General features: G+C 52.3%; 18 protein-coding genes and 1 tRNA gene. 4 read left to right on the top strand and 15 right to left on the bottom strand.

Annotated elements, in window-relative coordinates; translation table 11 throughout:
• Positions 1-84: 84 nt before the first annotated feature.
• A tRNA-Gly gene (locus tag ABVN44_RS13440) sits at positions 85-158 on the bottom strand.
• 78 nt (positions 159-236) lie between these two features.
• Positions 237-995, bottom strand: coding sequence for an amidase activator ActS (gene actS, locus ABVN44_RS13435; RefSeq protein ID WP_000244329.1), 759 nt, complete (start codon positions 993-995; stop codon positions 237-239).
• 264 nt (positions 996-1,259) lie between these two features.
• On the opposite strand from actS, the gene idi reads away from it, so the two are divergent.
• Positions 1,260-1,805, top strand: a complete 546-nt coding sequence (gene idi, locus ABVN44_RS13430; protein WP_023232673.1) for an isopentenyl-diphosphate Delta-isomerase — start codon at positions 1,260-1,262, stop codon at positions 1,803-1,805.
• 75 nt (positions 1,806-1,880) lie between these two features.
• Here idi and lysS read toward each other — a convergent pair whose 3' ends face one another.
• The 5 genes from lysS to xerD all read right to left on the bottom strand — a co-directional run bounded on the left by lysS (position 1,881) and on the right by xerD (position 7,983).
• Complete coding sequence (lysS, locus tag ABVN44_RS13425; RefSeq protein ID WP_000003339.1) at positions 1,881-3,398, bottom strand: lysine--tRNA ligase; 1,518 nt, start codon at positions 3,396-3,398, stop codon at positions 1,881-1,883.
• A 9-nt stretch (positions 3,399-3,407) separates the two neighbouring features.
• Positions 3,408-4,506 (bottom strand): peptide chain release factor 2 gene (gene prfB / locus ABVN44_RS13420; RefSeq protein WP_010989230.1). Its coding sequence is split into 2 segments (ribosomal slippage): positions 3,408-4,430 and positions 4,432-4,506, totalling 1,098 coding nucleotides; the frame shifts between segments, so codons are not numbered across the junction.
• Positions 4,507-4,610: 104 nt separating this feature from the next.
• Positions 4,611-6,344: a single-stranded-DNA-specific exonuclease RecJ gene (recJ, locus tag ABVN44_RS13415; protein ID WP_023181521.1), complete on the bottom strand. Its 1,734-nt coding sequence runs from the start codon at positions 6,342-6,344 to the stop codon at positions 4,611-4,613.
• Positions 6,345-6,349: 5 nt separating this feature from the next.
• On the bottom strand, positions 6,350-7,063 hold the full coding sequence (dsbC, locus tag ABVN44_RS13410) for a bifunctional protein-disulfide isomerase/oxidoreductase DsbC (RefSeq protein ID WP_000745614.1): 714 nt from the start codon (positions 7,061-7,063) through the stop codon (positions 6,350-6,352).
• Between the two features lie 23 nt (positions 7,064-7,086).
• Positions 7,087-7,983 carry a site-specific tyrosine recombinase XerD gene (gene xerD / locus ABVN44_RS13405; protein ID WP_000434302.1) on the bottom strand — a complete coding sequence of 299 codons (897 nt, stop codon included), beginning with the start codon at positions 7,981-7,983 and terminating at the stop codon, positions 7,087-7,089.
• Between the two features lie 112 nt (positions 7,984-8,095).
• On the opposite strand from xerD, the gene fldB reads away from it, so the two are divergent.
• On the top strand, positions 8,096-8,617 hold the full coding sequence (gene fldB / locus ABVN44_RS13400) for a flavodoxin FldB (protein WP_001055885.1): 522 nt from the start codon (positions 8,096-8,098) through the stop codon (positions 8,615-8,617).
• A gap of 52 nt (positions 8,618-8,669) precedes the next feature.
• Here the strand turns inward: fldB and ABVN44_RS13395 are convergent, their stop codons facing one another.
• Positions 8,670-9,083, bottom strand: coding sequence for a protein YgfX (locus tag ABVN44_RS13395; protein ID WP_000244756.1), 414 nt, complete (start codon positions 9,081-9,083; stop codon positions 8,670-8,672).
• Positions 9,064-9,330 carry an FAD assembly factor SdhE gene (sdhE, locus tag ABVN44_RS13390; protein WP_000351186.1) on the bottom strand — a complete coding sequence of 89 codons (267 nt, stop codon included), beginning with the start codon at positions 9,328-9,330 and terminating at the stop codon, positions 9,064-9,066. The genes ABVN44_RS13395 and sdhE overlap by 20 nt, the downstream gene beginning before the upstream one ends.
• Positions 9,331-9,579: 249 nt before the next feature.
• On the opposite strand from sdhE, the gene ygfZ reads away from it, so the two are divergent.
• Positions 9,580-10,560: a tRNA-modifying protein YgfZ gene (gene ygfZ, locus ABVN44_RS13385; protein ID WP_023232672.1), complete on the top strand. Its 981-nt coding sequence runs from the start codon at positions 9,580-9,582 to the stop codon at positions 10,558-10,560.
• A gap of 115 nt (positions 10,561-10,675) precedes the next feature.
• Here the strand turns inward: ygfZ and ABVN44_RS13380 are convergent, their stop codons facing one another.
• Together ABVN44_RS13380 and yqfB are read right to left on the bottom strand one after the other, a co-directional pair.
• Positions 10,676-11,335 carry a hemolysin III family protein gene (locus tag ABVN44_RS13380; RefSeq protein ID WP_000250289.1) on the bottom strand — a complete coding sequence of 220 codons (660 nt, stop codon included), beginning with the start codon at positions 11,333-11,335 and terminating at the stop codon, positions 10,676-10,678.
• Positions 11,336-11,498: 163 nt separating this feature from the next.
• Positions 11,499-11,810, bottom strand: a complete 312-nt coding sequence (gene yqfB / locus ABVN44_RS13375) for a N(4)-acetylcytidine aminohydrolase (RefSeq protein WP_001182976.1) — start codon at positions 11,808-11,810, stop codon at positions 11,499-11,501.
• A gap of 157 nt (positions 11,811-11,967) precedes the next feature.
• Between yqfB and bglA the strand changes: the two genes are divergently transcribed.
• Entirely contained in the window at positions 11,968-13,401 is a 1,434-nt protein-coding gene (gene bglA, locus ABVN44_RS13370; protein ID WP_023232670.1) for a 6-phospho-beta-glucosidase BglA, read from the top strand.
• Positions 13,402-13,448: 47 nt separating this feature from the next.
• Here the strand turns inward: bglA and ABVN44_RS13365 are convergent, their stop codons facing one another.
• From ABVN44_RS13365 to gcvT, 4 genes are all read right to left on the bottom strand, one after another.
• Positions 13,449-14,342, bottom strand: a complete 894-nt coding sequence (locus tag ABVN44_RS13365) for a transporter (RefSeq protein WP_000819375.1) — start codon at positions 14,340-14,342, stop codon at positions 13,449-13,451.
• A gap of 455 nt (positions 14,343-14,797) precedes the next feature.
• Complete coding sequence (gene gcvP / locus ABVN44_RS13360) at positions 14,798-17,671, bottom strand: aminomethyl-transferring glycine dehydrogenase (RefSeq protein WP_023232669.1); 2,874 nt, start codon at positions 17,669-17,671, stop codon at positions 14,798-14,800.
• 162 nt (positions 17,672-17,833) lie between these two features.
• Positions 17,834-18,223 carry a glycine cleavage system protein GcvH gene (gene gcvH, locus ABVN44_RS13355; protein WP_001295377.1) on the bottom strand — a complete coding sequence of 130 codons (390 nt, stop codon included), beginning with the start codon at positions 18,221-18,223 and terminating at the stop codon, positions 17,834-17,836.
• Positions 18,224-18,248: 25 nt separating this feature from the next.
• On the bottom strand, positions 18,249-19,343 hold the full coding sequence (gene gcvT, locus ABVN44_RS13350; RefSeq protein WP_000068738.1) for a glycine cleavage system aminomethyltransferase GcvT: 1,095 nt from the start codon (positions 19,341-19,343) through the stop codon (positions 18,249-18,251).
• Positions 19,344-19,640 lie beyond the last annotated feature (297 nt).

Genomic DNA, 19,640 nt, shown 5'->3' with positions numbered 1-19,640 from the left:
GTATTGAAACCCTGTGTACTGTGGGGCCGACACGGAAAATTGCTATAAATTCGTGGATTTAGTAAATACTAGAAGATATTTGTCTGGAGCGGGCGAAGGGAATCGAACCCTCGTATAGAGCTTGGGAAGCTCTCGTTCTACCATTGAACTACGCCCGCTTTGAGATGCGTAGGCATTATAAACCTTACGCTCTGGTTGGCAAGAGACTTACTGGCTGACTGGCGATTAATTCACCGTCAGCACTTCGGTTTACTCCCCTGCGGCGGCAGATAACGCAGCGGATCGATGGCCGTCGCCCGATAGCGAATCTGGAAGTGTAGTCTTACAGATGCGGCATCCGTGCTGCCCATCGTAGCGATTTTTTGCCCCGCTTTAACGCTTTGTCCATTATTAACCAGCATGGTGTCATTATGAGCGTAAGCCGTAATGTAATCTTCATTGTGCTTAATCATGATGAGATTGCCGTAACCGCGCAGCTGATTCCCGACATAGACAACTTTACCCGCTCCCGCCGCATAAACAGGCGTTCCGCGCGCGCCCGCAATATCGATCCCCTTATTTCCGCCCTCCGCGGTGGAATAAGGTAAAATCACTTTACCGTTAGCAGGCCATACCCAACAACGCTGCCCCACCGGCGGCCAGGAGGATTTTGGCACCGAAGATGACGGTCTGACCGCAGCAGTTTTTGTTGCTGTTTTATTGCTGGTTTTGCGTGTTGAAGTGCTACTCTTTGCGCTGCCGCGCACTTTAATTCGCTGCCCCACCTCAATAGTATAAGGCGGAGAAATGCCATTCAGTCGGGCCAGTTCTTTCACGCTGGTTCCCGTAGCGCGCGATATACGATACAACGTATCGCCGCGCTTAACGGTATAGACGGAGCCGGAATACGTTCCTGAGCCGGAATTACTGGAACACCCCGCCAGCAGCAGCCCTGTGCATAACAGCACCGCAATACCCAGGCTATTTTTGTTCAGGCGTCCTGCGCTCAAAACCATTCCTCACTCTATTGACAGACGCCTTATGATAGCAGCCAAATGCCGTATGCCCAATCCATTGACGCCGGAAAGGGTCCGCGCGGATGATGATGCCGCGAATATCCGATATGCCAGCATAATATCGACTCACGGCACAATGGTGCTCGTCTGCGTTCTGTCAGGGCCTGTTTTGGTAATGCCTTTCTTTCTGTTATGCGCTACGCTGATCGTCTGAGTATATGGCCTGGCCATGCTGCCGGGTCATTTTAATTTTCAGGAGCTTTCATGACTGAGGAACATGTCGTTTTATTGGATGAGCAGGATAAGCCTTCCGGCACACTGGAAAAGTATGCGGCTCATACGCTTAATACGCCTTTGCATCTGGCTTTCTCCTGCTGGCTATTTAACGAAGATGGTCAGTTGCTGGTAACACGACGGTCGCTGAGCAAGAAAGCCTGGCCAGGCGTGTGGACGAATTCGGTTTGCGGTCATCCGCAACAAGACGAAACCACCGAAGAGGCGATCATCCGCCGTTGTCGGTTCGAACTCGGCGTGGAAATTACCGATCTCACCCCCGTCTATCCGCACTTCAGCTATCGGGCGACAGATCCAAACGGTATTGTGGAAAATGAAGTCTGTCCGGTATTTGCCGCGCGGGCAACCAGTGTGTTACAGGTTAACAGCGAAGAAGTGATGGACTATCAGTGGAGCGAATTTAAAAGCGTATGGAAAAGCCTTCTCGCTACGCCGTGGGTATTTAGCCCGTGGATGGTCATGCAAGCGTCAGACGAACAAGCGCGTGAACGACTGCTCAATTACTGCCAGCGTTAAAGATTGCCTGATGGTGCTACGTCTGAACGAAGAGATGCCGGATGGCGGCTAATGCCCCATCCGGCAATTTACATCTTATTTCACCGGACGCATCGCCGGGAACAGAATAACGTCGCGAATCGTGTGGCTGTTAGTAAACAGCATCACCATACGGTCGATACCAATTCCCAGACCCGCTGTCGGCGGTAAACCGTGTTCCAGCGCCGTCACGTAGTCTTCGTCGTAGAACATGGCTTCGTCGTCGCCCGCCGCTTTTGCATTAACCTGATCCAGGAAACGCTGCGCCTGGTCTTCCGCATCGTTCAACTCGCTAAAGCCATTGCCGATTTCACGACCGCCGATAAAGAACTCGAAGCGGTCAGTGATTTCCGGGTTCACATCATTACGACGCGCCAGCGGAGACACTTCAGCCGGATATTCGGTGATGAAGGTCGGCTGAATCAGATGCGCTTCAGCGACTTCGTCAAAGATCTCGGTGACGATACGGCCCAGACCCCAGCTCTTCTCGACGTGAATGCCGATGCTTTCAGCAATCGCCTTCGCGGAATCGAAGTTGTCCAGATCAGCCATATCTGTTTCCGGACGATATTTCTTGATCGCTTCACGCATGGTCAGTTTTTCGAACGGCTTACCGAAGTCAAACACTTCATCACCGTACGGAACCTGGGTGGTGCCCAGAACATCCTGCGCCAGCGTACGGAACAGAGACTCAGTCAGCTCGATCAGGTCTTTGTAGTCCGCATACGCCATATAGAGTTCCATCATGGTGAACTCAGGATTATGGCGCACGGAGATGCCTTCGTTACGGAAGTTACGGTTAATTTCGAATACGCGTTCGAAGCCGCCAACCACCAGACGCTTGAGGTACAGTTCCGGCGCGATACGCAGGTACATGTCCAGATCCAGCGCGTTGTGATGGGTGATAAACGGACGGGCAGACGCGCCGCCTGGGATCACCTGCATCATCGGCGTTTCGACTTCCATAAAGCCGCGAGCAACCATAAACTGGCGAATACCAGCCAGGATCTTCGAACGGGTTTTGAAGGTGTTACGGGATTCATCGTTAGAGATGAGATCCAGATAACGCTGGCGATAGCGCGCTTCCTGGTCCTGCAGGCCGTGGAATTTATCCGGCAACGGACGCAGCGCTTTCGTCAGCAGGCGCAGTTCGGTGCAGTGGATAGACAGCTCGCCGGTTTTGGTTTTGAACAGCTTACCTTTCGCGCCGAGGATATCGCCAAGATCCCACTTCTTGAACTGCTCGTTGTAAACGCCTTCCGGCAGATCATCGCGCGCCACATACAGCTGAATGCGGCCGCCTACGTCTTGCAGGGTAACAAAAGAGGCTTTACCCATAATACGGCGAGTCATCATACGGCCCGCGACGGACACTTCAATATTCAGCGCTTCCAGTTCTTCAGCTTCTTTCGCGTCAAACTCTGCGTGCAGTTGGTCTGAGGTACGGTCACGACGGAAATCGTTCGGGAACGGGATACCCTGCTCACGCAGTGCAGCCAGCTTCTCGCGACGTGCCTTCATTTCATTGTTAAGATCGACTACCTCGTCAGCGCCCTGTGCGTTTTGTTCAGACATGTTGATTCCTCATAGCCCTGCTTTCAAACTTGCTTCGATAAATTGATCCAGACTACCGTCCAGTACCGCCTGTGTATTGCGGGTTTCCACCCCAGTACGCAGGTCTTTAATGCGGGAATCGTCCAGGACATAGGAACGAATCTGGCTTCCCCAGCCGATATCGGACTTAGTGTCTTCCATCGCCTGTTTTTCAGCGTTCTTTTTCTGCATCTCCAGTTCATAAAGCTTCGCTTTCATCTGCTTCATGGCCTGGTCTTTGTTTTTGTGCTGCGAACGGTCGTTCTGGCACTGCGTCACGATTCCGGTTGGAATATGGGTGATACGCACGGCGGATTCCGTACGGTTAACGTGCTGACCGCCTGCGCCAGACGCGCGATAGACGTCGATACGCAGATCCGCCGGGTTAATGTCGATATCGATATCGTCGTCCACTTCCGGGTACACAAACGCGGAGCTAAACGAGGTATGACGGCGACCGCCGGAGTCAAACGGACTTTTACGCACCAGACGATGTACGCCGGTTTCAGTGCGCAGCCAGCCATAGGCATATTCGCCGGAGATTTTGATAGTCGCGGACTTAATACCGGCGACTTCCCCTTCCGATTCTTCAATGACTTCTGTCTTGAAGCCGCGCGCTTCCGCCCAACGCAGATACATACGCAGCAACATGCTGGCCCAGTCCTGCGCTTCAGTACCACCGGAACCGGCCTGAATATCGAGATAGCAATCGGCGCTATCGTACTCGCCGGAGAACATCCGGCGGAATTCCAACTGCGCCAGCTTCTCTTCCAGCGTATTCAGTTCCGCGACGGCTTCGTTAAACGTCTCTTCGTCGTCAGCTTCTACCGCCAGTTCCAGCAGCCCGGAAACGTCGTCCAGCCCCTGAGTCATTTGATCAAGCGTATCGACGATCGCTTCGAGCGATGAACGCTCTTTTCCCAGCGCCTGCGCGCGCTCAGGTTCGTTCCAGACATCCGGCTGTTCCAGCTCGGCGTTTACTTCTTCCAGACGCTCTTTCTTAGCATCGTAGTCAAAGATACCCCCTAAGAACGTTGGTGCGTTCCGTGAGGTCCTGAATGCGGTTATTCACCGGGTTAATTTCAAACATGGTCTGATTTCTTTTATTTGACTTGTCAAAATGCGGTTATAAGGGCGAAATATTAGCGGATTTCGCCCCTTAATTACAGCGAAAGTGTTGTTAAATCGCCCCGATCATAGCGGCCAAATATCATCGATAATAATCTGTAAACTACGGTTGCCGCGAAACTCGTTAATGTCCAGTTTATAAGCCAGTTCTACCTCCCGCACGCCGTTATCCGGCCAACAGGTCGTATCAATATTAAATGCGATGCCATCCAACAGCGGGCCGCCGCCGACGGGCTCCACCATCACCTTGAGGTGGCGCTCGCCCACCAGACGCTGCTGTAGCAGACGGAAACGACCATCGAATAACGGTTCCGGGAACATTTGCCCCCACGGTCCGGCATCCCGCAACAGTTGCGCCACTTCCATAGACATCTCCGCCGCGCTTAATGGACCATCGGAGATCACCTCGCCTTGCAACAGGGCAGGATCGAGCCATTCCGTCACCAGCTCGCCAAAACGTTGCTGAAACTGCTCGAATTTATGCTCTTCCAGCGACAATCCCGCCGCCATCGCATGACCGCCGAACTTGATCATCAGATCAGGGTAAAGGGTATCCAGCCTTTCCAGCGCATCGCGCATATGCAGCCCCTGAATCGAACGGCCTGAGCCTTTTAGCGTGCCGTCGCCCGCAGGCGCAAAGGCGATCACCGGGCGGTGAAAACGCTCTTTAATGCGCGACGCCAGAATTCCGACCACGCCCTGATGCCATTCAGGATGATACATCGCCAGACCGCCCGGAAGCGTTTCACTACTGCGCTCAAGCTTTTCGCACAGGATAAGCGCTTCCGCCTGCATCCCCTGCTCTATTTCTTTGCGCGTCTGGTTAAGCGCATCCAGCTCGCTGGCCAGAACACGCGCTTCGCCGAGGTTGTCGCACAACAGTAACGCCACGCCAACGGACATATCATCCAGCCTGCCGGCGGCATTCAGGCGAGGCCCCAACGCGAAGCCTAAATCACTGGCGGCAAGCTGCTGCGGATCGCGATTCGATATCTCCAGCAACGCTTTAATTCCCGGACGGCATTTCCCGGCACGAATACGACTTAGCCCTTGCCAGGTCAGAATACGGTTGTTGGCGTCCAGCGGCACAACGTCTGCTACCGTTCCCAACGCCACTAAATCCAGCAGCTCCGCCAAATTCGGCGGCGCAATGTTGCGCTCGTCGAACCATCCTTTGTCGCGCAAAAATGTTCGCAACGCCAGCATCAGGTAAAACGCCACGCCGACGCCTGCCAGCGACTTAGACGGGAATTCGCAGTCGCGCAGATTAGGATTAATAATCGCTTCGGCCTCCGGCAACGTGTCGCCAGGCAGGTGGTGATCGGTCACGATCACCGGAATCCCCAACGTCTTTGCATGCGCTACGCCGGCGTGGGATGAGATGCCGTTATCTACGGTGACGATAAGCTGCGCGCCGCGCGCCTTCGCCTGATCGACCACTTCCGGGCTTAAACCGTAGCCGTCCTCAAAGCGATTAGGCACCAGATAACTGATGTTGTCACATCCCAACGCACGCATTCCCAATACGCTTAGCGCAGTACTGGTCGCGCCGTCGGCGTCAAAATCGCCAACAACAATAATGCGGGTACCTTCGCGAAAGGCGTTGTAGAGGATCTCCACCGCGTTATCTATGCCGCTAAGCTGTTGCCAGGGCAGCATTCCTTTCACGCTGCGCTCCAGTTCGCGGGCGCTACGAACGCCCCGGCTGGCATATAGACGTCGTAGTAATGGAGGAAGATCGGCGGGGAGTTCCGCCGTCTCATCAGCCTCGCGCCGACGAAGTTGTCTCTGTTGTTTCACGCGTATTATTTACCACTGGTCTGTTTTTGATGCTCATCAAGAAACGCTTTCATCTCTTTCGGTCCCTGATAGCCAGGCACCACATAGCCGTTACTCAATACAATGGCTGGCGTACCGCTGACGCCCAACTGCACGCCCAACGCATAATGATCAGCAATGTTCACGTCACAGCTTGCCGGTTTCACGCCCTTACCTGCCATGGCGTCATCAAACGCTTTGTTTTTGTCTTTGGCGCACCAGATAGATTTCATATCCTGCTCCGCCTGGCTTTCCAGCCCCTGGCGCGGGAAGGCCAGATAACGTACCGTAATCCCCAGCGCGTTATAATCTTTCATCTCTTCATGTAGCTTATGACAATAGCCGCAGGTGATATCGGTAAAAACAGTAATGACATGTTTCTCATCCGGCGCTTTATAGACGATCATCTCTTTTTCCAGCGCATTTAGCTGGCTCATCAGCAGTTTGTTCGTCACGTTTACCGGATGCGCGCCGCTCACGTCATACATCGGCCCTTGAATAATATGTTTGCCGTCATCAGTGACGTACAGTACGCCGCTGTGAGTGAGGACGGTTTTCATCCCTGCCACTGGCGAGGCCTGAATTTCCGTACTCTGAACGCCCAGCTTAGCCAGCGACTGACGGATAGCCGCATCATCCGCATGGGCCACGCCTGAAAACGCCGCCGCCAGTAAAGTGAACATCATAAAACGCTTTTTCATAAACTATCCTTTCCTGTCAGCACTCATGCCCGCGGATGGTGCTGTTGATGAAGTTGACGCAAACGCTCCGTTGCGACATGCGTATAAATTTGTGTCGTCGAAAGATCACTATGCCCAAGTAGCATTTGTACAACGCGCAAGTCGGCGCCGTGATTCAGCAAATGCGTGGCGAAAGCGTGACGTAAAACATGCGGCGATAGTTTTTCGCTATCGATTCCAGCCAGTACCGCATAATGTTTAATACGGTGCCAGAAGGTCTGCCGCGTCATCTGCTGCGCACGCTGGCTGGGGAACAATACGTCAATCGATACGCCATTGAGTAACCAGGGACGCCCATGCTCCAGATACGTTTCCAGCCAATATACCGCCTCTTCGCCTAACGGCACCAACCGCTCTTTATTGCCTTTACCGATAACCCGCACCACGCCCTGCCGCAGACTGATATCGCTCATTGTCAGCCCCACCAGTTCCGACACGCGCAAACCGGTGGCATACAGCACTTCCAACATAGCTTTATCGCGCAACTCCAAAGGTTGATCAATAAGCGGCGCCTGCAAGAGCCGTTCAACCTGCGCCTCGCTAAGGTCTTTCGGTAAACGCTGCGGAAGCTTAGGCGAGGCCAACTGCGCGCTCGGATCATCCTCACGATACTTTTCACGGTACAGATGCTGGAAGAAGCGCCGCATAGCGCTTAACAGGCGTGCGGAGCTGGTCGCTTTGTATCCGCCCTCCACCCGTTCAGCCAGCAGCGTTTGTAAATCATCAGCCTGCGCCGTCGCAAGCGTTTTTCCGCGATGATGCAACCACGCAACGACCATCGATAAATCGCGACGATACGCGCTTAATGTATTTTCCGCCAGATTTCGTTCCAGCCACAGGGCATCCAGAAACTGCTCAATACGCGCTAAATCCTGTTCCATTCGCGCTCCCCACTTCACGCTGACTTTTGGTGCATTATGCCTCATTGTGCCGTGAATGCAGTGATTCTGTTACACTACCCGCAACGCTATAGCAGAATCGAGATGTAACGTAATGAACATGGGTCTTTTTTACGGTTCCAGCACGTGCTACACCGAGATGGCCGCAGAGAAAATTCGCGATATTCTCGGCCCGGAGCTGGTGACATTACATAACCTCAAGGATGACGCCCCCGCCTTAATGGAGCAGTACGACGTGCTCATTTTAGGCATCCCCACCTGGGATTTTGGTGAAATTCAGGAGGACTGGGAAGCCGTCTGGGAGCAACTGGACGATCTCAATCTGGAAGGCAAAATCGTTGCGCTTTACGGTATGGGCGACCAGCTCGGCTACGGTGAGTGGTTCCTGGATGCGCTGGGTATGTTGCATGACAAACTTGCCCTCAAAGGCGTTAAATTTGTCGGCTACTGGCCCACAGAAGGCTACGAATTTACCAGCAATAAACCGGTCATTGCGGATGGGCAACTGTTTGTCGGCCTGGCGCTGGATGAAACGAACCAGTACGATCTCAGCGATGAACGTATACAGACCTGGTGTGAACAAATTCTCGGCGAAATGGCCGAACACTACGCCTGAAACCTTACTCGCTGTATTTCCCTCTCGACGGAACCGCGTTTACGCCGTTCCGTCAGTGTTGGCCTGATATCGGCTGCTGTAACAGTATCCGACGCAACTCACGCCATTCCGCTTCTTCCATGCTATCCGCCGCCAGCCATAAATGCTGATGACGTCCAGACTCTGCGCGTAAACGCAACACCATCCCGCTTTTCAGTAACCAGGGCGGACGCAAGAGCGTCCAGTCCTGCCCCTGCCAGCGTAAGCGGCCGTCCATGAGTAGCTTGATCTCTCCCTGACAGGTATTAATCCTGCGCTGGCTACGTACACAGTCAAACACGACCAGCGACAGTAGTATCATCCATAACGGGGTATAACTCAGCGGCCAGGGCATCAATAAAATCACCGCGGCAACCAGCCCATGAATGAGCAATGAGATCCACTGAGCGCGCCATGAGACGCGTAAATCAGATTGCCACAGGACCACGTTCCCGATTCCGTGTCTGAATGAGTCGGACCATCTGTTCCAGTTCAGCGTCAGCCGGTTTACCGTGATTCATTAACCAGTTAAATAAATCCGGGTCATCACTCTGCAACAAACGGACAAAAATACGCTTTTCTTCATCACTTAAACTATCGTACTCATGTTCAAAAAACGGCATGATGGAAATATCAAGTTCGCGCATACCGCGACGACATGCCCAGTGAATACGTGCTTTATTGTGAATATCCATGTTCTTCCTGCCTCGCGAAAATGAAGTACCGGGCTATTGTAACGTGTTTTTGGCGTTGTTTTACGGGAATCTCAGTAATCTGGAACGCGATCGCGAAATAAAAGGCTGGGAATCAATATGTTCATCCATTTTGGATACCGCCTCGCAAAACGATCAATCCGCTCTCAATGGGCTATTTAAAGCACTTGCAATGACCGATGGCTCTTTTACCATTAACCATTATTGTTGCAGCTAACCAGGACATTATTTATGGCTTTTATCTCCTTTCCACCACGTCATCCTTCATCGTCAGCCCGCCTGCCGCTGACGCTGATCGCGCTTGACGACTGGGCGCTGTCGACCATTACCGGCGTAGACAGTGAAAAGTATATTCAGGGCCAGGTCACCGCTGACGTAAGCCAGATGACTGAACAGCAACACCTTCTCGCCGCCCACTGCGATGCTAAAGGTAAGATGTGGAGCACTCTGCGCCTGTTCCGTGAGCGCGACGGTTTCGCCTGGATTGAACGCCGTAGCGTGCGTGAAGCGCAATTAACGGAGCTGAAAAAGTACGCCGTATTTTCCAAAGTGGTCATCGCGCCGGATGACGAACGCGTATTGCTTGGCGTGGCAGGTTTTCAGGCCCGCGCGGCGCTGGCTAATGTCTTTAGCGAACTGCCCAATAGCGAAAATCAGGTGGTCAGAGACGGCGCCTCCACGCTGCTATGGTTTGAACATCCTGCGGAACGATTCCTGCTTGTCACCGATGTCGCGACGGCCAACATGTTAACAGAGAAGTTGCATGGCGAAGCCGAACTGAATAACAGCCAACAGTGGCTGGCGTTGGATATTGAAGCAGGCATTCCGGTGATTGACGCGGCGAACAGCGGTCAGTTTATCCCCCAGGCGACTAACCTACAGGCGCTGGGCGGCATCAGCTTCAAGAAAGGCTGCTACACCGGACAGGAGATGGTCGCACGGGCAAAATTCCGCGGCGCCAATAAACGCGCGCTTTGGTTGCTGGCGGGCAAAGCCAGCCGGGTACCGGAAGCAGGAGAAGATCTGGAGCTACAGATGGGCGAGAACTGGCGTCGTACCGGCGCTATTCTGGCGGCGGCGCAGTTAGACGACGGTCAGTTACTGGTTCAGGCCGTCATGAATAACGATTTAGAAGCCGAAAGCGCCTTCCGCGTTCGCGACGATGCCAACACCCTGCATATCGTCCCGCTGCCCTACTCGCTGGAAGAGTGATATCACGTTAAAAGCCGGATAGCCTGATAGCGCAACGCCATCAGGCTCGCACGTGCTGTTCTCGTAGGCCGGATAAGGTACGACAGCGCCGCCATCCGGCACGGGCATCCGGGAATTACGCCTGTCCCACATACAAATAGATGGCCAGGAAGTGGCACACGCTGCCGCCCAGCACAAAGCCATGCCAGATGGCGTGGTTATAAGGTATGCGTTTGCAAACATAGAAAATTACGCCCAGCGAGTAAACGACGCCACCTACCGCCAGCAGCGTCACGCCGCCTATCGCCAGCTTAATCGCCAACTGATAAACCACTATCAGCGACAGCCAGCCCATTGCCAGATACGTAACCAGTGAAAGCACTTTAAATCGGTGCGCAATCGTCAACTTGAAGAGGATACCGAATAGCGCCAGGCTCCAGATCACAATCATTAGTCCGCGCGCCAGCGGCGAATCCAGACCTACCAGCAGAAATGGCGTATAGGTTCCGGCAATGAGCAGATAGATAGCGCAGTGATCAAATTTCTTTAACCAGATTTTTGCCCGCTGATGAGGAATGGCATGATAAAGCGTTGAGGCAAGAAAAAGCAGGATCATGCTCCCGCCATATAAACTGTAGCTGGCGATAGCCGTCATACCCGCATTCGCCTCTACCGCCTGAACCAACAACAGCACCAGGCCGACAATACCAAATACCAATCCAATGCCGTGGCTAATACTGTTGGCGATTTCCTCAGCCAGCGAATATCCCTGCGTCATCAATGGTTTTTGCACCATAACTTACTCCGGAGAAACGTTCATAACGATGAACTGCGCCTCTAGCGTAACTGAGAATGGTTCCAGTGAACACATGTTAGCTAAAATAAATTCGCAAAATTAAATTTTGTTTATTATTCAATAAGTTAATTACAAAAACTCAACTAACACGCGTTCATATTTATCAAAGGCATTTAAAATCAATCACATAAAATTGCGTCTGGTTGGGATAGATTTCAGCAATGACCCGTTTCAGCTCATCAAGCGACATATTTTCCTGTTGCGCATGTTTTTCGTTCAGCGTATCCAGCGTCACAGTTGACGTTCCTGTCACTTCGATTGTGCAAAAATAGCCATCATCTTCGAACCGTCCCACGCGTAGCACATCGCCTGCTTTAAAGTGGGACTCGGAGGCATCACGAATAGTGATGGTTTTACGCCCTGCCAGAATGTCATTCTGGAAACGTTGAAAGAAAGTAATGTCGTTTGGCTGCATGTGGTTATCCCCTGAATATGGCCCCTTGAAGTGGATGTTACGATCTGAATGTGTTCTTGTCCCGACACGCGAGCCCCCTGGAATTTTGCGTACGCTTTACATGTCATTTGGTGCAGAATGAATGATAACAGACTAAATAAATTGAGATTATGCAACAATGAGAAAACTCACCCTGCCAAAAGATTTTTTATGGGGCGGCGCGGTTGCCGCACACCAGGTTGAAGGCGGCTGGAATAAAGACGGTAAAGGCCCCAGCATCTGCGACGTGCTAACCGGCGGCGCACACGGCGTGCCACGCGAAATCACCCAGAATGTCGTTGCTGGCAAATACTATCCGAACCACGAGGCGGTGGATTTTTACGGACATTACAAAGAAGACATCCGTCTTTTCGCCGAAATGGGGTTCAAATGCTTCCGTACCTCTATTGCCTGGACGCGTATCTTCCCGAATGGCGACGAATCCCAGCCAAACGAGGCCGGTCTGAAATTCTACGACGACATGTTTGATGAGTTACTCAAATACAACATCGAACCGGTCATCACCCTTTCCCACTTTGAAATGCCATTACATCTGGTACAGCACTACGGCGGCTGGACCAATCGTAAGGTCGTTGATTTCTTTGTCCGTTTTGCTGAAGTCGTGTTTGAACGCTACAAACATAAGGTCAAATACTGGATGACCTTCAACGAAATCAACAATCAGCGAAACTGGCGCGCGCCGCTGTTTGGCTACTGCTGTTCCGGCGTGGTGTATACCGAGCATGAGAATCCAGAAGAAACCATGTATCAGGTCTTACATCATCAGTTTGTCGCCAGCGCGCTGGCGGTAAAAGCGGCACGTCGCATTAACCCGCAGATGAAAGTGGGTTGTATGCTGGCGATGGTCGCGCTGTATCCTTTCTCCTGTAAACCAGAAGATGTGATGTTTGCTCAGGAGTCGATGCGTGAACGCTACGTCTTTACCGATGTGCAGCTGCGCGGCTATTACCCGTCCTATGTGTTGAACGAGTGGGAGCGCCGCGGATTTAACATCAAAATGGAAGATGGCGATCTTGAAGTGCTGCACGAAGGCACCTGCGATTATCTTGGTTTCAGTTATTACATGACCAACGCGGTCAAAGCCGAAGGCGGTAGCGGCGATGCGATTTCCGGTTTTGAAGGCAGCGTACCGAACCCCTATGTTAAAGCATCTGACTGGGGCTGGCAGATTGACCCGGTGGGCCTGCGTTATTCATTGTGTGAACTGTACGAACGCTATCAAAAGCCGCTGTTTATTGTCGAAAACGGTTTTGGTGCTTACGACAAAGTAGAAGAAGATGGCAGCATCAACGACGACTACCGAATTGACTACCTGCGCGCCCATATTGAAGAGATGAAAAAAGCGGTGACTTACGATGGTGTCGACCTGATGGGCTACACGCCGTGGGGCTGCATCGACTGCGTGTCGTTCACCACCGGTCAGTACAGCAAGCGCTACGGCTTCATCTACGTGAACAAGCACGATGACGGTACGGGCGATATGTCGCGTTCGCGTAAGAAAAGCTTCAACTGGTACAAAGAGGTGATTGCCAGCAACGGCGAGAAGCTTTAACTCCTGCACGTTACCCGCCAGTCGGCGGGTAACACTTTGAACGAGTCTTACCAGGTCTTACCTATTTTAAATTCCCAGCGTACATCTTCCATTTTGGTTGGCGACTTCGCTTCCTGCATTACCGGGAAGAAGGCTCCGGCACCAAACCATAATTTCAGTGAATCGACGGCAATATTAAATGACGGACCAACAACCCATTCGGTAGTTCCAGAATGGTTATTAATTACGCTGCCATTAGACAGTTTTTTCGTTCCAGAGGCATTATTGCTGTAGGCACTTTCCAGACCAAGATCCAGCGGTAAATCGCTAAACATATACCGCACCTGGGTATTCCACTGGAATTCGTTACCTCGTTTCACGTCCTGGTTACCGCGCTCAAATGGTCCCTGATATACAAAACCCATATCCCCTTTAATGTTAGGAGTAAATAATTTTGTTAAAGTGAGTGTTACTCTTCCTCCCCAGGCGCTATTCCCAGGCAAATGATTATCTCCATCTTGCCCGGTGGGTAGTAATACTGCCCCACCTACCGTAACCCAAAACGGATCACCTCTTCGCTGGCTCATTAAAGCATAATTGACCCCCACCGATTGGTCGCCCATTCCCTCTATGTGCTCAGGAGACAGATTGTCTCGTTTGTTATTGATATAGGAACCCACAGTTGATAATTCCAGTCTGTCGGTCAAACCGTAACGAATCTTCAATAACCATATCTGGGAGTAAACATCCGGACTTCCGTGCCCCTCGATTTGATGATCTTTATCGCGAAATGAGCTATTCACGGCGGTTAATAACTTTCCTTCCGGCAATACTGAACCACCAGAAATAGCGGTATTAACTGGTGCACCTAATAGATTACTGGGATTATTTTCTCCGTTAGCTGCCATTGCATTCATTAATAGAAAATATGTCATTAATGGCAGAAATATAAATCGTTTCATTATTCCCTCCAGGTATAAAAAACAAAGCGCTAAGTTAATAAATATTTACGTTATTTATGTTTATTTTTAATTTATAATTCAAATTAATAACTTGATGAATTTAATATACGGAAATTTTTGTAACTATATTGAGAGGTAAATAACGATTCCGGAGAGAAACTATTTGTAACTACATGTAAATATACTGTGTTGTTTTGATTAAATAACAGCAAGGTAAAAATGATGCACAATGAATCATTAGGCTCTAAAAAAGCGGTAATTTAATTCTGGCTAATACACTGATACAAACGCCAGGTTGCCTGACAGGAGCCAACGATTTAGTGTAATATATTGAATTAGTAACACTTTGTAGCCTGAATAAGGCACTCACACTGCATCCGACATAAACAAAGCGCACTTTATTAACAAGCTGAAAAGGCGCCGAAGCGCCTTTAGAAAACAGTCGAATCAGTAAATTACTGGTAGTCGCTAATCGGTACGCAGGAGCAGAACAGGTTACGGTCGCCATAAACATCATCCAGACGTTTCACCGTCGGCCAGTATTTGTCTGCCACGCCTGCCGGGAATACGGCAACTTCACGGCTGTACGGATGCGCCCACTCGGCGACCAGTTCGCTCTGAATGTGCGGCGCGTTCACCAGCGGGTTATCTTCCAGCGGCCAGACACCCGCTTTCACCTGGTCAATCTCTGCGCGAATAGCCAGCATCGCATCGATAAAGCGATCCAGCTCGGCCTTACCTTCAGATTCCGTCGGCTCTACCATCAGCGTGCCCGCCACCGGGAACGACATGGTTGGCGCGTGGAAACCGTAGTCGATCAGACGCTTGGCAATATCCAGCTCGCTGATGCCGGTTTCTTCTTTCAGCGGACGAATATCAAGAATACATTCGTGCGCCACACGGCCATCGCGACCAGTATACAGTACCGGGTACGCGTCTTTCAGACGGCTGGCGATGTAGTTAGCGTTAAGAATCGCGACCTGGCTTGCCTGCTTCAGGCCTTCTGCGCCCATCATGCGGATGTACATCCAGCTGATTGGCAGGATAGAGGCACTACCGAACGGCGCCGCAGAAACCGCGCCCTGACGGGTTAACATGCCTTCGATTTGCACCACGCTATGACCCGGTACGAACGGTGCCAGATGCGCTTTCACGCCGATCGGTCCCATGCCTGGGCCACCGCCGCCGTGCGGAATGCAGAAAGTTTTATGCAGGTTAAGATGCGAAACGTCCGCGCCAATAAAGCCCGGTGAGGTAATGCCGACCTGGGCGTTCATGTTCGCGCCGTCAAGGTAAACCTGACCGCCGAACTGGTGCACAACTTCACATACTTCACGGATCGTTTCTTCATAGACGCCGTGGGTGGAAGGATAAGTCACCATGATGCAAGAGAGGTTCGCAGCATGTTGTTCTGCTTTGGCCCGCAGATCGTCCAGGTCGATGTTGCCGTTCTTATCACAGGCGACTACCACCACCTGCATTCCTGCCATATGTGCAGAAGCAGGGTTAGTGCCGTGAGCAGAAGCTGGGATCAAGCAGATATCGCGATGCCCTTCGTTGCGGCTTTCGTGATAGTGACGAATCGCCAGCAGCCCCGCGTATTCCCCCTGTGCGCCGGAGTTAGGCTGCATACAGACGGCGTCGTACCCGGTGAGTTTCACCAGCCAGTCAGAAAGCTGGCTAATCATCTGATGATATCCTTCGGCCTGTTCCGGCGGGCAGAACGGATGCAGTTCAGCGAATTCCGGCCAGGTGATAGGTATCATCTCGGCGGCGGCGTTCAGCTTCATGGTGCAGGAACCCAGCGGGATCATCGCCTGGTTCAGCGCCAGATCTTTACGCTCCAGCGAGTGCATATAGCGCATCATCTCGGTTTCGCTGTGGTAGCGGTTAAATACCGGATGCGTCAGAATCGCATCGTCACGCAGCATACCTTGCTGAATGGAACGGCTATCAAGCGCCACGTCTTTATCCAGTGTTTCAATGTTCAGACCGTGGCTGTCGCCCAGCAAAACATTGAACAACTGCGCCACATTCTCACGGGTAGTGGTTTCATCAAGGGTAATACCCACCGCGTTATGAATATCGCTGCGCAGATTGATCTCTGCCGCTTCCGCACGCGCCAGTACCGCAGCTTTATCAGCCACTTCCACACACAGGGTGTCGAAGTAGTGCGCATGACGCAGCTTTAAGCCTTTCTGTTGCAAACCTGCCGCCAGAATATCGGTCAGGCGGTGGATACGATTAGCGATGCGCTTCAGACCGACCGGACCATGATAAACGGCATACAGACTGGCGATGTTAGCCAGCAGTACCTGCGAGGTACAAATATTGGAGTTCGCTTTCTCACGACGGATATGCTGCTCGCGAGTCTGCATCGCCATGCGCAGTGCGGTATTGCCCGCCGCATCTTTTGAGACGCCGATAATACGGCCTGGCATGGAGCGTTTAAATTCGTCTTTGGCGGCAAAGAACGCCGCGTGCGGGCCACCGTACCCCATCGGTACGCCGAAGCGTTGCGCAGAGCCGAAAACAATGTCCGCGCCCTGTTTACCCGGCGCGGTAAGCAGCACCAGCGCCATAAAGTCGGCGGCGACGCTGACAATCACTTTACGGGCTTTGAGTTCGCTAATCAGCGCGCTGTAATCGTGAATTTCGCCCGTGGAGCCAACCTGCTGCAACAGCACGCCAAACACATCCTGGTGATCCAATGCTTTCGCCGCGTCATCCACAATGACGTCAAAGCCAAAGGTTTCGGCGCGAGTACGCACGACGTCCAGAGTTTGCGGATGGACATCAGAGGCGACAAAGAAACGGTTGGCATTTTTCAGTTTGCTGACGCGCTTTGCCATCGCCATCGCTTCAGCGGCGGCGGTCGCTTCATCCAGCAGCGAGGCGGAAGCCATGTCCAGCCCCGTCAGGTCCAGCGTCACCTGTTGGAAGTTGAGCAGCGCTTCCAGACGCCCCTGAGAGACTTCCGGCTGATAAGGAGTGTAGGCGGTATACCAACCCGGATTTTCCAGCATGTTGCGCAGGATAACCGGCGGTAGCTGCACGGCGGTGTAGCCCATGCCAATATAGGACGTGAAGCGCTTGTTACGCCCGGCGATGGCTTTTAATTCCGCCAGTGCGGCATATTCGGTTGCCGCCTCGCCAACCTGAGGCGGAGTCGCGAGCTGAATGTCTTTCGGCACAATCTGACCTGTCAGCGCGTTTAACGACTCGGCGCCAACCGCATTCAGCATCTCTTGTTGCTGTGCGGCGTCCGGTCCGATGTGGCGTTCAATGAAAGCGCCGCGGTTTTCAAGCTGGCTTAACGTCTGTGTCATGGGCGATGGTTCCTGAAACGTGCAGTGAATCGTGATTGTCTCTAACTCAATTGCCCGGTGGCGCTGACGCTTACCGGGCCTACGCGTGCGAAAACGAATACGCAAAATCATTCGCGTTGCAGTGAGTAGGCCGGATAAGCATTAGCGCCATCCGGCACAACATTATTCGTCTTCTAACAATGCCTCGTACGCGGTGGCATCCAGCAGCGATTCAAGTTCGCTTTCATCGCTGGCTTTGATTTTAAAGATCCAGCCACCGGCATACGGTTCGCTGTTCACCAGCTCCGGGGAGTCGCTCAGCGCATCGTTTACCGCCACGATCTCGCCGCTTACCGGCGCATAAATGTCGGACGCCGCTTTTACGGACTCCGCCACGGCGCAGTCGTCGCCCGCGCTTACGGTCGCGCCGACTTCCGGCAGATCAACAAAAACCATATCGCCCAACAGCTCCTGAGCGTGTTCAGTAATGCCAACGGTGTAAGTGCCATCCGCTTCTTTACGCAGCCATTCGTGTTCTTTGCTGTATTTCAGTTCTGCGGGTACGTTGCTCATCAATTAATCTCCAAAAAAGGATGAATCACGCGACGGCTTTGCCGTTACGCACAAAAACAGGTTTAGTCACTTTTACCGGCATTTCACGGTTACGAATTTGTACAATCGCCGTCTCGCCGATGCCCGCCGGAACGCGCGCCAGCGCAATGCTGTAGCCCAACGTTGGGGAAAACGTCCCGCTGGTGATAATGCCTTCTTGCTGATTGCCCTGCGCATCGGTAAAACGCACCGGCAGTTCATTACGCAATACGCCTTTCTCGGTCATCACCAGACCGACAAGCTGCTCATGGCCTTTTTCACGCTGCATCTCCAGCGCCTCACGGCCAATAAAGTCGCGGTCAGCAGGTTCCCAGGCGATAGTCCATCCCATATTAGCCGCCAGCGGAGAGATACCTTCATCCATCTCCTGACCGTACAGGTTCATGCCTGCTTCCAGACGCAGCGTGTCACGCGCGCCAAGACCGCACGGCTTCACGCCCGCCTCCACCAGCGCACGCCAGAAATCCGCCGCTTTTTCATTCGGCATGGCGATTTCATAGCCCGCTTCGCCGGTATAACCGGTGGTGGCGATAAACAAATCACCCGCCTGAACGCCGAAGAACGGCTTCATACCTTCTACTGCATGGCGCTGTTGGTCAGTAAACAGAGTCGCCGCTTTTTCCTGCGCATTCGGCCCCTGTACCGCAATCAGCGACAGGTCGTCACGAACGGTGATGTCGATGGCATAAGGTTCAGCGTGTTGGGTAATCCAGGAGAGGTCTTTTTCGCGGGTGGCGGAGTTAACAACGAGACGGAAGAAATCTTCAGTGAAGTAGTAGACGATAAGGTCATCAATCACGCCGCCCGATGCGTTAAGCATACCGGAGTAGAGGGCTTTACCCGTCTTCGTTAGCTTCGCGACGTCGTTGGCCAGCAGATAACGTAGAAACTCTCGTGTGCGGCTGCCATGAAGATCGACAATGGTCATATGCGATACATCAAACATCCCGGCATCGGTGCGCACAGCGTGGTGTTCATCAAGCTGAGAGCCGTAATGCAGGGGCATCATCCAGCCATGAAAATCGACCATGCGGGCGCCGCATAGCGTGTGTTGTTCGTACAAAGGCGTCTGTTGGGCCATCTTTTCCTCGTTGAATTAGCGGGGGCTAACAACCATTTTCATGGGAAATCTTCGCCACGAAACCTGGCATCGACGCCCTTTTTCCTGCGCCGACGCAAACGTTCTCTTGCTCCTGAACTTACCACCGAACCAGGCGCTAAACCATAAGGATGAATTTACCATCACATTAGCTTATGACTAAAAAACGCTAAAATCCCATCAGCACAAAAAACCACTATTACGCTAAATAACCGTCATAAAAAGGAAGCTGATACGATTTATCACAACATAAATTAATATTAAATGCGGAAAAAATGT

It is taken from the genome of Salmonella sp. SJTUF15570, assembly GCF_043357055.1.
In the GTDB taxonomy this organism is placed as follows: domain Bacteria; phylum Pseudomonadota; class Gammaproteobacteria; order Enterobacterales; family Enterobacteriaceae; genus Salmonella; species Salmonella enterica.
Note: the sequence above shows the minus strand (reverse complement) of the source record. Positions and strands in the feature narration are given on the sequence as shown.

Excerpts from the sequence above, each read along its gene's own strand:
- gcvP (WP_023232669.1), bottom strand. The coding sequence starts at position 17,671 with ATGACACAGACGTTAAGCCAGCTTGAAAACCGCGGCGCTTTCATTGAA.
- bglA (WP_023232670.1), top strand. The coding sequence starts at position 11,968 with ATGAGAAAACTCACCCTGCCAAAAGATTTTTTATGGGGCGGCGCGGTT.
- idi (WP_023232673.1), top strand. The coding sequence starts at position 1,260 with ATGACTGAGGAACATGTCGTTTTATTGGATGAGCAGGATAAGCCTTCC.
- actS (WP_000244329.1), bottom strand. The coding sequence starts at position 995 with ATGGTTTTGAGCGCAGGACGCCTGAACAAAAATAGCCTGGGTATTGCG.
- sdhE (WP_000351186.1), bottom strand. The coding sequence starts at position 9,330 with ATGGATATTCACAATAAAGCACGTATTCACTGGGCATGTCGTCGCGGT.
- fldB (WP_001055885.1), top strand. The coding sequence starts at position 8,096 with ATGAACATGGGTCTTTTTTACGGTTCCAGCACGTGCTACACCGAGATG.
- lysS (WP_000003339.1), bottom strand. The coding sequence starts at position 3,398 with ATGTCTGAACAAAACGCACAGGGCGCTGACGAGGTAGTCGATCTTAAC.
- ABVN44_RS13380 (WP_000250289.1), bottom strand. The coding sequence starts at position 11,335 with ATGGTGCAAAAACCATTGATGACGCAGGGATATTCGCTGGCTGAGGAA.
- yqfB (WP_001182976.1), bottom strand. The coding sequence starts at position 11,810 with ATGCAGCCAAACGACATTACTTTCTTTCAACGTTTCCAGAATGACATT.
- xerD (WP_000434302.1), bottom strand. The coding sequence starts at position 7,983 with ATGGAACAGGATTTAGCGCGTATTGAGCAGTTTCTGGATGCCCTGTGG.
- ygfZ (WP_023232672.1), top strand. The coding sequence starts at position 9,580 with ATGGCTTTTATCTCCTTTCCACCACGTCATCCTTCATCGTCAGCCCGC.
- gcvH (WP_001295377.1), bottom strand. The coding sequence starts at position 18,223 with ATGAGCAACGTACCCGCAGAACTGAAATACAGCAAAGAACACGAATGG.
- ABVN44_RS13365 (WP_000819375.1), bottom strand. The coding sequence starts at position 14,342 with ATGAAACGATTTATATTTCTGCCATTAATGACATATTTTCTATTAATG.
- dsbC (WP_000745614.1), bottom strand. The coding sequence starts at position 7,063 with ATGAAAAAGCGTTTTATGATGTTCACTTTACTGGCGGCGGCGTTTTCA.
- gcvT (WP_000068738.1), bottom strand. The coding sequence starts at position 19,343 with ATGGCCCAACAGACGCCTTTGTACGAACAACACACGCTATGCGGCGCC.